Below are 12,727 nucleotides of genomic sequence, written 5' to 3' on the forward strand. Positions count from 1 at the left end.
TCACTTAATTTCCAATTGATGATGTATCAAAAAAATGTCTTAGTTCGAGTGCTGTGAATGGATTTTTTATTGTTTGTGAGAAATCCGGGTGTAGATATTTCTTGTGGGGTGGACATCTTGTCCGCCCTTGGTTGTAGGCGGGTGAGACACCCACCCCACAAGAAAAGTTAGATATTTTAATCAGTCAATCTGAAGAAGCTTTTTCCGAAATAGCGGCTTTATCGTCTGTATAATCACTGAAATGGGCAAAAGCATCAGGCTGATTTCGGGTGATTTGTGATGAAACTAGATTTAGTTAGATTTTTTCAGGCTTGCAACCCCAGTAAAACTCTGGTTGTGAGCAAACCGGAAGATAGACAATATTATATTGATTTCTCTAAAGTTCGTGGTGCCAAGATTATTGAAGAACTTGGGCGAACTATCACCCGCCTTTCACCAGAGCAACCTACTTGTCAATTATTTACCGGACATATTGGCTGTGGAAAATCCACTGAGTTACTGCGACTAAAAGCAGAGTTAGAGCAGCAGGGATTTCATGTGGTTTATTTCGAGTCTAGCCAAAGCCTGGATATGGCTGATATTGATGTTACAGATATTTTATTAGCAGTAGCTCGTGAAGTCAGTCAAAGTCTAGAAGCAATAAAAATCAACCTCAAACCAGGATACTTTAAAAATCTATTTACCGAAATTTCTGAGTTTTTGCAAACGCCGCTAGACATTGGGGTGGAGGCTGAATTATCTGTGGGTATTGCCAAAATTACTGCCAAAACTAAAGATAGTCCCAAACTCCGCGGCCAGTTACGGCAATATTTAGAACCGCGTACCAATGGCATTTTAGAATCAATTAACAAAGAATTGCTCAAGCCTGCTATAGAAAAACTCAAGCAGCAAGGTAAAAAAGGACTGGTCGTAATTATAGATAATCTCGACAGAGTGGATAATTCTTTGAAGCCTTCGGGTTATTACCAGCCAGAATATCTCTTTGTAGAACGTGGTGAACAGTTAAACCAGCTAAATTGTCATGTTGTTTATACCATTCCCCTAGTGTTGATTTTTTCCAACGCTTTAGGAAGGTTAACAAATCGCTTTGGGGTAGACCCCAAGGTTTTACCGATGGTTCCAGTGCAATTGCAAGATGGCTCGCAATTTTCACAAGGAATCACGCTGTTGCAACAGATGGTTATGACGAGGGCTTTTCCTGGTGTGAGTTGGGAACAAAGTCAGAATTTAATTACCGAGGTTTTTGATAATCCTGATACTTTAGAGCGACTTTGCCGAGTTAGCGGTGGTCATTTGCGTAATTTGCTGATGTTATTATTTCGCTGTCTTCAGCAAGAAGACCCACCTCTGTCGCGGGAGTGTGTGGATAGGGTGATTAAACAACGCCGCAATGAGCTAACTTTGGCAATTACACCCGATGAATGGGAATTACTACGTGAGGTAACGCAAGAGAAAAGCTTAAGAGGTCACGAAAGATACGAACTTTTGCTCCGCAGTATGTTTGTATTTGAATACCGGAATGAGGATGGTTCTTGGTTTGATGTCAATCCGATTTTGGCTGAAGCCAAGGAATTCAGGTTATGAATCGGGGTATTAAGCATCTTAGTCGTGACGGGAGTGATGTCAGTCGTGACGGGAGTGATGTCAGTCGTGACAGGAGCGATGTCAGTCGTGACAGGAGCGATGTCAGTCGTGACGGGAGCGGTGTCAGCCGTGACGGGAGCGGTGTCAGTCGTGACGGGAGCAGCTACAGCTTTTAAAATTAGCAGAAATTATTCTCTTGCCTACTGCCCTCTACTTACATGATGTAATTATACAAACAGCTATTATTAAGATGAGTAATCAGCAAGAGCCAGAAAATCTAGCCTTTGACAATGAGCGTTCATTGCAAACTTTGGTGCGAGCAATTAACCTTTCTCAGGGAGAATTTTCACTGACTTTGCTGCGCTGTAACTATGCAGCTTTCCGTAAAGATATAGTACAACGTCTACACCAACTATCTCCTGTTAAAATCCGTGAAATCACCTTACCCGTGTCAGTGAAAACTCTTTACACGTCTATAGGTGAAAAACTGGGAGATGAACAGCCATCAGCGTTAATAGTTTTTGGTTTGGAATCGGTTAAAGATATTGATACAGTTCTAACTTCCGCTAACCAAGTACGGGAGGAGTTTAGAAAAAACTTCCCGTTCCCAGTCATGTTACTGGTTAATGACCAAGTTCTGCAAAAGCTGATTAGATTAGCGACAGATTTTGAGAATTGGGCGACAATAATTCATTTTGCGATCGCAACTGCTGATTTAGTTCAATTTATTAAACAAACTGCTGAATCAGTTTTTGCTCAAGTTTTAGATGCTGGCGCAGGAAAATTTCTCGATAATTCCGCAATCAACTTGGCAATCGGTTCGCCGCACCGCGTAGAACTTGAGTTAGCACAAGCTGAACTGCAAAAGCGGGGTGTGAAGTTAGACGCAGAACTAGAAGCCAGTTTAGAATTTGTTCTGGGTCGAGATGCCGTTTCGATGGAACAGTCACGCCAGCATTATGAACGCAGTCTCGCACTTTTGCAACAGAGTTCTAAACTAGAACAGCAAGGCTGTGTACTGTACAATTTGGGGTTATGGTGGCGTACCTACGCCGTGCAGCATTTAACAGAACAACAAAATGCTTGCTCGAACGCTAAAAATTATTATTACAAATGTCTCGAAATATTTGAGCAGGCAAATCGTCCTGACTTGGTAGCAAAATTTATTAACGCTTTGGGAGAAGTACTACAAAAGCTTCAGCAGTGGGATGAATTAGAAGCAGTTGCTCAAAAAGCTTTAACTCTATATCAAACTTATCCTGATTGGTTTAGAAAAGCAAGAGCTTATGGATTTATCGCTGAAGTAGCACTTTCTCAGTATGCTTGGGATAAAGCTAAACAAGCTGCCGAAAAAGCGCTTTCTATTGTAGCTAGTAACCAATCCATCCAATCGAAAGCTAATTTAGAATTGGTGCTATATTATCATCAAGGTTGGTATTTATTTGCACTAGCCAGAGCGCTACAGCAGCTTAATAAGGTGGAAGATGCTTTAACTACCCTAGAAGCTGCAAGAAGAGAAACTAAACCTCAATACGATCCAGAGCTTTACATTTGGATTTTGGAGAGGTTACAAAGCATTTATTATCAACAAGGTCAATATCTTGCAGCTTTTCAAATTAAGCAAGAGCAGATTAAAATTGAACATCAATATGGTTTCCGTGCTTTTATTGGAGCAGCTTATTTAATTCCTCGGCATGAGGTAATTAACCCGGCACTCGTGCAAGGAGAAAATCTCATAAAAGTTGCTCAAGAAATTGCTGTTTCTGGTCGGCAACAAGATGTCAATCGGTTGATGAAACGAATGAGCCGGACTGACCATAAATTGACTGTATTTCATGGCCAGTCAGGAGTAGGTAAAAGTTCAATTTTGAACGGGGGACTAGTACCAACATTGCAACTACAATCAATAGATGCGCGTGATGTATTACCTATTGTCATGCGAGTTTACACAGATTGGATGGCGATATTGGCAAAATGTTTGGCAGATAATGGTACGTCTAGTAATTCAATAGAATTTATCTGTGAAAGTTTGCGAAAAAAATCCGAGCGGAAGTTAACAGTTTTAATTTTTGACCAGTTTGAAGAATTTTTCTTTGTTTATACAGACCAAAGTAAAAGACAGCCATTTTATAAGTTTTTGCAACTTTGTTTGGATATTCCTTTTGTTAAGGTTATTCTCTGTTTGAGAGAAGATTATTTACATTATTTATTAGAATGCGATCGCTTGTTAAATTTTAAAGCAATTAATAACAATATTTTAGATAAAGATATTCGTTATTATTTAGGCAATTTTTCTTCAAAAGATGCCAAAGCTGTAGTCCAAAGTCTGACTGAACAAACCCACTTTTACTTAGAAACTGAGTTAATCGAGCAATTAGTAGAAGATTTATCAGATGAACTTGGCGAGGTACGCCCGATTGAGTTACAAATCGTCGGTTCGCAACTTCAAACAGATAAAATTACAACTTTAGAACAATATCTTCAGTCAGGAACAAAAGAAAAACTAGTCGAGCGATTTTTAGAAGAAGTTATTAAAGACTGTGGTTCTGAAAACGAACTCTGTGCCAGAGTAGTTTTATATTTATTAACAGACGAGAAAGGCACTCGTCCCTTCAAAACTTCTGACAATTTAGCGGAAGATTTAAAAACAGCAGATATTGTCTTAGAAAAAGAAAAACTAAATCTAGTTTTAGAGATTTTAGTTGGTTCGGGGCTGGTGTTAAATATTCCTGAAGACCCTGCTAACCTATATCAATTGGTTCATGACTATCTAGTATCTTTTATCCGGCAGTCACAACAAGCAAGAAAATTAGAGGAACAGAAAAAGGAAAAAGAACAACGGCAACACGCTGAAGCAGAACTAAATCGTGTTCTTAAGCGACAACGCAATGACGCAAAACGACAACTAAATTTTGCGATCGCAGGAGTCACTATAATGTCCATTCTGGCAGTTATAGCCGTAGGATTGGGAGTGCGAGCAGAATCTGAAAGGCAAAAGACAGAACAAGCTGAGACAATTGCGATTAGTAAAGCTTCGGAAGCTCTTTTTGCCTCAAATCAAAGGTTTGAAGCACTTAAACAAGCCATTAAAGCAGGTAAAAAACTCCAAGCTACAGACTGGGGAAAAACCGATTCTGAAATTCGTACCCAAGTTATAGCGGCATTACAACAATCAGTTTACTGGATAGTAGAGCGCGATCGCTTAGAAGGACACAAGGCTCTAATCTGGGGTGTAACTTTCTCCCATAATGGTAAGTTGATTGCCTCAACTAGTTATGACAATACTATAAAACTCTGGAATTTAGATGGTAGCGTGTACAAGACGCTTGAAGGACATAAAGATAAAGTCTTAGGTTTGAGTTTCTCACCTGACGATCAGACAATTGTCTCAGGCGATTTCCAGGGCATCATAAAATTTTGGAAGCGGGACGGCACTTTATTAAAAACCCTCCCAGCATATCAAGATGGAGTAAATAGCGGCGAAAATAAGGGAGTTTATAGTATCGATTTCTCGCCAGATGGTAAGACAATTGCTACAGGAAGTCGGGACAGTACACTTAAACTCTGGAAGCCAGATGGCACTTTATTAAAAACGATTAAAGCACATCAAGATGGAGTCAATAGTGTGGCTTTCTCCCCCGACGGTACTATGATTGCCACTGGTGGTCGGGACAAAACTGTGAAACTTTGGACATCAAATGGTAAGCTTTTGCACACTACAGAAGGCTATGACGACTTTGTTTGGGATGTTGCTTGGTCAAGCAATAGCCAGACAATTGTGGCTGCTGCTGGTGGTGCTGCTGCGACTGGTAACGACAACAGAGTAAAACTCTGGAATCGAGACGGCACTCCTTTAAAAAATTTTAAAGCACATAAAGATGGAATTAATAGTGTGGCTTTCTCACCCGACGGTAAGATGATTGCTACAGCTAGTGACGACAAGACTGTAAAGCTTTGGAAGCCTGACGGTACATTACTCACAACTTTATCAGGACATACCAATGGAATTTATGCTGTCAGGTTTTCACCTGATTGTAAAATCCTAGTTTCTGCCAGTGCTGACGGTACGATGAAACTTTGGCAAGTTGGTAATACCAGTTGCTTACGCAACGCCCGAATTCCAACTTCTCCTAGCACTGACAGCACCATGAAGATTCAGTATGGTAGTGGCGTGGTAAGTATTCTCAACGGTCATAGCGATCGGGTTAATCAGGTACATTTCTCACCTGATGACAAAATAATTGCCTCAGCCAGCCGTGACAAGACAGTGAAACTTTGGAAGCGCGATGGTACTTTAGACAAAACTCTTGAGGGGCATAGCGATAACGTTAGTTTCTCACCTGATGGTCAGACAATTGCTACCGCTAGTGATGATAACACAGTGGAACTCTGGAACCGTGACGGTAAATTACTGAGAACCCTTTTTCCAAAAAGCGATAAGATATTAGACTTGAATTTCTCACCCAACGGTCAGTTTATCGCCTTGGGTAGTATGGACAACAAAGTAATAATATCGCGGCTAGATGGCATCAAACCTCAGATTCTCAACAAGCATCAGGACTGGGTAAGGGCTGTAGCTTGGTCGCCAAACGGTCAGATGCTTGCTTCAGCTAGTGATGACAACACGATAAAACTTTGGAAGCAAAACGATAAAGGCGAGTTTCACATCTACAAGACTCTCGCAGGGAAAAACGGGCATAACAGTTGGGTTTTGAGCGTTAAGTTCTCACCTAGTGGCGATATGATTGCCACTAGTAGTAATGACAAGACGGTGATACTTTGGAAGCAGGATGACAAGGGCGAGTTTCGCTGGTACAAAAAGTTGCAGGGGCATACTGATCAGGTTAATAGCGTGAATTTTTCACCTGACGGTAAGATGATTGCAACCGCCAGTGATGATAAGACTGTAAAACTTTGGACACGCGACGGTCATTTAATGAGAACTCTGACTGGGCACAGCGATCATTTATTAAGCGCGAATTTCTCAGCCGATGGTAAAACTCTGGCTTTGGGCAGTGCTGATGGGACTATAATTCTCTGGAATTTGGATGAGCTAAATCATCTCAAGAATCTAGATAGCTTACTGGAGCGTGGTTGTGATTGGCTGTATGACTATCTAAAGAATAATCCGAATGTCAGTAAGAGCGATCGCCATCTCTGCGACGATATCAAGTAAGAGTTAAGCGTTGGTACTCTCTCAAATTATCTCAGGCGATCGCTAAGTTTTTAACTGATTCCCAATCTCAGACCGGGAATCAGTTAATTTCTCAAAGGTTTATTTGGTAAGTCTTTTACTTTATTTGATATTCTCTGTATTAACCACCAGCAACAGCAGGGACAATACTTACTTCATCGCCATCTTTCAGGGCTGTGTTAATACCATCTAAATAGCGGATATCTTCACTATCAACGTAAAAATTTACAAACCGACGTAGCTTGCCTTCCTCATCGCACAACCGGGATTTAATCCCAGGAAAGCTTTGTTCTAAAGAATCCAACAATTCAGCAATGGTGCTACCGTTGGATTCTAGGGTAGCTTGATTATTAGTCAAATTCTGAAGAGTCGTAGGAACTAAAACTGTTACAGCCATAAAAGTACAAAGTGAAGAGTTAGGAATACAGTTAAGAGTTAGGAGTTATGAATAAAAAACTCATAACTCCTAACTGCTAACTAAACGAGAACTTGTTGCCATTCCAAGCGATCGAGAGTACGCGATCGCTCTAGGGCGCGTTCAAAACTATCCAGTTTAGCATCAATAGTCAAGGGTTCACCAACATAGCCTTGGATTGCTTCTTGGGTTTTTAGACCATTGCCGGTGATGTAAATCACGGTAGTTTCATCTGGATCAATTTTGCCAGCTTCTACCAGTTTTTTCAGCACGGCCACGGTTGTACCACCAGCCGTTTCTGTGAAGATACCTTCGGTTTCTGCCAGCAACTTGATGCCATCAATAATTTCTGCATCATTGACTGATTCAATGTTACCACCAGTTTTCTGAGCTAACTCCACAGCATAAATACCGTCTGCTGGATTACCGATCGCTAGGGATTTCGCAATTGTATTTGGTTTAACTGGTTTAATAAAGTCGCGTCCTTCTTTAAAAGCTTGAGCAATCGGTGAACAACCTTCTGCTTGAGCGCCACTGAAACGGACTTTCTTGTCTTCTACTAAACCAACTTCGATAAATTCTTGGAAACCCTTATAAATTTTTGTAAACAGCGAACCAGATGCCAAAGGAGCAACAACATGATCGGGTAGCTCCCAGCCTAGTTGTTCAGCAACTTCAAAACCTAGCGTTTTGGAACCTTCAGAGTAATAAGGGCGCAGATTAATATTGACAAAACCCCAGCCATGTGTATTAGCAACTTCCGAACAGAGACGATTTACTTGATCGTAGTTACCTTTGACAGCCATCAGCGTGGGACTATATATCAAACTACCGATAATTTTACCGGCTTCTAAATCTGCGGGGATGAACACACAACAGTCTAAACCGGCATGAGCTGCGATCGCCGCTGTAGAGTTTGCCAAGTTACCAGTACTAGCGCAAGAAACTGTAGTGAAACCCAACTCTCGCGCCCTTGATAGAGCAACTGATACTACCCGATCCTTAAAGCTAAGGGTGGGCATATTAACCGCATCATTTTTTATATAAAGCTTATTTAGACCCAGGCGACGGGCAAGACGGTGAGAACGAACCAAGGGAGTCATCCCCGTTCCCACATCTATAACATTGTCAGTTGCAACAGGCAAAAAGGGACGGTAGCGCCAAATTGAATTGGGCCCGGCTTGAATTGTTTCACGAGTGACAGTTAGACGGAGAGCATTGTAGTCATACTTGACTTCTAACGGCCCAAAACATAACTCACAAACATTACTGGCTTTGAGTTCATATTCGGCACCACATTCTTTACACTTTAAGGCTTGAAAGTAGGCAGTGCTGCTTTGGGTTTGGGTTTGGGTTTTGATTGCCTGAGTCATAAAACTAGCTTTCCCTGTTTGTCTGTCACTGTCGCCTGATAGTAACACGAGTAAAAATACCAGTCAAACATACCCGACCTTTTTAGTCGGGTATTCCTAGTATTGAAAAAAATAATTACTGTAAAATTTTTATATACGTAATTGTCAAACTTAGTATTTATATTTAGACTTACTTGGTCTGAAATCAGATAATAGTTTCCGCTACTCAGTGTAAACGCTGGTTATAGATATGATTAAATTGCATCATACCCATGAGCTATTTGCATTTTATTAAATTAAGATCACTTTACTTAGCGATCAAGATCACTGACTTAATTTTTTATTTCATTAGACCAATGACCGCACACGGTATCATATATACATAGCAGCAAATATTCAAAATAGCTTTGATATATGGCTTGTAGGATGTTTTGCTTCTATTTCAAACACTACAATTGCTATCTGTGTTGAAAAAATAAAGTTATTTTTTCAGTTTTTATGCTTTCACTCATCGATAAACAAGTTACTTGTTTATACGGAAGTTTTTTTTTGATATAAAAGTTACATTTCTATTTACATCGAAAGATTCAGCAGAACACACTAGTAAGTTACCTATATTTGCGATTGCTAACCTTGATAATCAACAGTGAGCGTAAAAGAAGCAGGCAATAACTTTTCTGCCTATTGCCTAAATCTATTAGTTTTTCAGAAGTCGCCAGTAAATTAACTTTTCATATATGCAGCGCCCAAAACCTCAAGGCTTTGGGCAAGTTAGTCGGTAATTCTTTAAGGAATTGCCGAACTTTATCCTGTCTCAAAACCCAAGATACAAGTTCAGCAAATAAATAAGATACTTTCATGGTAAACCGAAACAAATCCATCAACAAGCAGATTCAGCCTTACCAATCTCTAGTAGCAACAGCATTATTAACTGGTAGCTTTTTCCAATTTGTTGCACCTGTATTAGCTGAAGGTACTACAGCAGGTACATCTATAAGCAACACAGCCACAGCGACCTACGAAGATCCCAACGCGCCAGGGAGTCCCATCAATTCTACATCTAACACTGTCACCGTAACCGTAGCAGAGGTGGCTGGTATTACTGTTACAGGTTCTGGGATTGCAAATCAAACTAACCCAGGTGGTAGTACTAAAGCTGGTGATACACTCGTTTACACTTACACTGTAACCAACGTTGGTAACGACCTCACCAAATTCCAGATTCCGAACTTAGCGACAACAACAGGGCCAGCTACAGTTTCGGGCTTATTACCTGGTAGTGCTACATCTGGTAACTTGCAATATAGTACTGATGGCGGTACAACCTGGACAAATATCCCTGCTGGTGGACTAACTACAGGCGCAGTTCCAGTTAATGGTACTGTGTTGGTGCGTGTACCAGTTACCGTCCAAGCTGGCGCTCAAACAGGCGATACTATCACTGTCAGACTAGGACAAACTCCTGGTGATGCTCAAAACCAACCCCGGATTGCTGATGGTGGCGACGTTTACACTGTAGATAATGGCAACGCAGCAGGAACTCCAATCAATGGTGTGAGAGAAGCCAGTGCTACCCAGCAAATTCAAGTAGGAAATACTGCTAAAACTAGAGCGTTAGCAACTGTCCTCAAAACTAAGACAGCCTATGATAATGCTGGCACTTCTACTCCCCTAACTGATGACCTACTAACTTATGGTTTGAGCTTGCGGGTTGAAGCTAATGACGTAACTAATACTGGTATTACCCCCGCAGCTTTGGCTGGTACAAATATCAGTGTTGATAGTGCGACAGTCAGCCGCATCTTAGTTTCTGATGCTATTCCAGCAAATACAGTGCTTAATAGCACTCCAACTGCTCCCTCTGGGTGGAAAGTAGTTTATACTACTACTCCGACAGCTACAAATGCTGAAGCAGCTACATGGTCAACTACCGCCCCAGGATCATTGAGTACAGTTACACGGATCGGTTTCATTAACGATCCTAACCTTGTCACTTCAGTTGGTACCGGGACAACAGTTAGCGGTTTTAGCATCCAAGTTAAGACCACTGGTGCAACTGGCAATGGCCCAGTAAACATTTACAACATCGCTCAAGTCACTGGTACAACTGCTGGAGATCCGACCACCAAAATCTATGACGATTCAGGAGACCAAAACCCAGGTAACTTTAACTCCACTAATAGTACCTTTCCTACCACACCAGACTCCGGCTTTGTTCCGAATGGCACGACACCTCCTTTTATTGACACACAGAATAATAACACTGGTACTAATAGTACTACTGGGGATTACAACGTAGCTACCATCTCAGTACCTGCTAACTCCTCTGTCTTAAATGGGCCAAATGGAGTACCTGATGCCGTTGGGCCAAGTAGCAACAATGATGACTTCACCAATAGATCGGCACTAATTCCACCCAATATTGCTCCTGGCTCAACAGTTGATCCGGCTGCCGTATCCTTTACTAATACGGTTCAGAATACTGGTATAGCAATAGCCAATATTTCTCTCGTACCTACACCACCAGTAACACTAAGTGATTTGCCTACAGGTACAGTCGTGACGGTATCCTATCAAGGTTTATCAGCTGCTTACACGTACAATGGTACAAGCTTTACATTCACAAGTGGTACGGGTACTGTTGGGGGCAACCCAATCAGTGCCACTAATCCAGTGCGAATTGATGCAGTTGCAGCCAATGGTGGTAAAGCTAACTATGGTGTAAGCGTTGACTTACCTGCTAATACGCCACTCTCAACTGATACTATTGCTCAAGGTGCAGCTGTCACAACCACTCTCGAACGCGGCTTCCCCACACCGGTTACGGCTTTTATCGACGCAAACAGTAATGGTTTAGCTGATGATACAGCTACTAACATTAGCATTGACCGTGTATACACTGGTTTCTTGCAATTACTGAAAGAGTCACGAGTTTTACAAGGAACTGGACCAGCACTGCCAGCAGGTAGCACTGATGGCACATTTAGTACTACAGCTAAAAAACCTGCCCCAGGAAACATTATTGAGTATCGGATTACTTACAAAAATATTTCTACTTCTCAAGTGGGAACCGGAAATGTAATTCTGAATGCTGACAAGATTGTGATTACTGAAGACGGTACAGTAGGGGGAGCGAGTGGCAACAACTGGGCGCTAGACAATGACAATAATACTCAAATTGATACTAGCAACATTGTTAGTTCAGCTAAGGATTCTGGGACATCAACTATTCAATTTTTCAATGGTAATCCAGCAACTAACTCTGGTAACGACCAAACAGGAACTACGTTAAACACGGATGTTACCAAGTATGTGAATACCGTAACCGGACAGGTTGGCCCGACTGTGCAAAGAACATTTACTTTCCAGCGTAAGGTTAACTAGATAGTTAAATCTCACCCCTCTTTGTTTGCAAAGAGGGGTGTAATAGCACACCTGTATTTGTAGTTGGTGGTTTAGGACTAAGCGCTAACTACAAAATGATTGTTCTCCAGCGAAAACAGGGAAAGATAAATCAGCAATCGGCATTATGAAAGTTTTTTGAGGTTATTGATTATGAAGCGTTTTTCTTTTGCAAGTTTAGGAGCGTTCGCCTTTGGCGTTGGCGGAGCGATCGCACTTATTGCTACAGTGCCATTTGTTAGCCAAGTGCCAGGAATCGCTTCTCTGTGGCATTCTACCAGTGCGATCGCTCAAAATGTCAAACCTCAAGGGCAGTTACAGTTGCGCTTAGAGGCAGAAAAGCAAGTGGTGGCACAGGATCAGCAGGGTAAGCAAAGTAAGACATGGCAACCTTTAAAAGGTCAAGCTGTGGTGCGACCAGGAGATGTGTTGCGATATACATTAAGTGGCGAAAATAAGAGCGATCGCCCCGTAAAGAATTTGATTCTCAATCAACCTATTCCTAAAGGAATGGTATACATACTGAAATCTGTGATCGCCACTAATGAGACTAAAGTAACCTACAGCATTGATGGCGGACGCAGCTTTGTCGAAAATCCCACTGTTAAAGTTACTCTTCCTGACGGCAAAGTGGAAACAAAACCAGCACCAGCGAATGTTTACACCCACATCCGTTTGCAAGTGCCATCAGTTCCGGCCAAGAAAACGGTTAAAGCTATTTATCAAGTCCAAGTTCGCTGATTCGTTATGCCTGATATCACCCACCTGTAGCGACTTTTT

The 12,727-nt window shown here is 41.5% G+C and carries 7 protein-coding genes; 5 read left to right on the top strand and 2 right to left on the bottom strand.

Annotation, left to right across the window (positions count from 1 at the left end):
* Positions 1 to 279: 279 nt before the first annotated feature.
* The 3 genes from V7K69_RS02390 to V7K69_RS02400 all read left to right on the top strand — a co-directional run bounded on the left by V7K69_RS02390 (position 280) and on the right by V7K69_RS02400 (position 6,760).
* Positions 280 to 1,584, top strand: coding sequence for a P-loop NTPase fold protein (locus V7K69_RS02390; protein ID WP_335031077.1), 1,305 nt, complete (start codon positions 280 to 282; stop codon positions 1,582 to 1,584).
* Positions 1,581 to 1,760 (top strand): hypothetical protein, encoded by a 180-nt coding sequence (locus tag V7K69_RS02395; protein ID WP_335031079.1) that lies wholly within the window; start codon positions 1,581 to 1,583, stop codon positions 1,758 to 1,760. The genes V7K69_RS02390 and V7K69_RS02395 overlap by 4 nt, the downstream gene beginning before the upstream one ends.
* 74 nt (positions 1,761 to 1,834) lie before the next feature.
* Complete coding sequence (locus V7K69_RS02400; protein ID WP_335031081.1) at positions 1,835 to 6,760, top strand: nSTAND1 domain-containing NTPase; 4,926 nt, start codon at positions 1,835 to 1,837, stop codon at positions 6,758 to 6,760.
* Positions 6,761 to 6,899: 139 nt separating this feature from the next.
* On the opposite strand, the gene V7K69_RS02405 is transcribed toward V7K69_RS02400, so the two are convergent.
* The gene (locus V7K69_RS02405; protein WP_190731586.1) at positions 6,900 to 7,175 is read right to left on the bottom strand and encodes a ubiquitin-like small modifier protein 1; all 276 of its coding nucleotides are present in this window, start codon (positions 7,173 to 7,175) and stop codon (positions 6,900 to 6,902) included.
* Positions 7,176 to 7,255: 80 nt separating this feature from the next.
* Positions 7,256 to 8,566, bottom strand: coding sequence for a threonine synthase (thrC, locus tag V7K69_RS02410; protein WP_190936907.1), 1,311 nt, complete (start codon positions 8,564 to 8,566; stop codon positions 7,256 to 7,258).
* Between the two features lie 837 nt (positions 8,567 to 9,403).
* Between thrC and V7K69_RS02415 the strand changes: the two genes are divergently transcribed.
* Together V7K69_RS02415 and V7K69_RS02420 are read left to right on the top strand one after the other, a co-directional pair.
* On the top strand, positions 9,404 to 11,929 hold the full coding sequence (locus tag V7K69_RS02415; RefSeq protein WP_335031085.1) for a beta strand repeat-containing protein: 2,526 nt from the start codon (positions 9,404 to 9,406) through the stop codon (positions 11,927 to 11,929).
* Between the two features lie 171 nt (positions 11,930 to 12,100).
* A complete protein-coding gene (locus V7K69_RS02420; protein ID WP_335031086.1) occupies positions 12,101 to 12,688 on the top strand; it encodes a hypothetical protein in 588 nt (195 codons plus the stop codon).
* The last annotated feature ends 39 nt before the right edge of the window (positions 12,689 to 12,727 follow it).

Origin of the sequence: Nostoc sp. (genome assembly GCF_036917775.1) — a bacterium.
In the GTDB taxonomy this organism is placed as follows: domain Bacteria; phylum Cyanobacteriota; class Cyanobacteriia; order Cyanobacteriales; family Nostocaceae; genus Nostoc.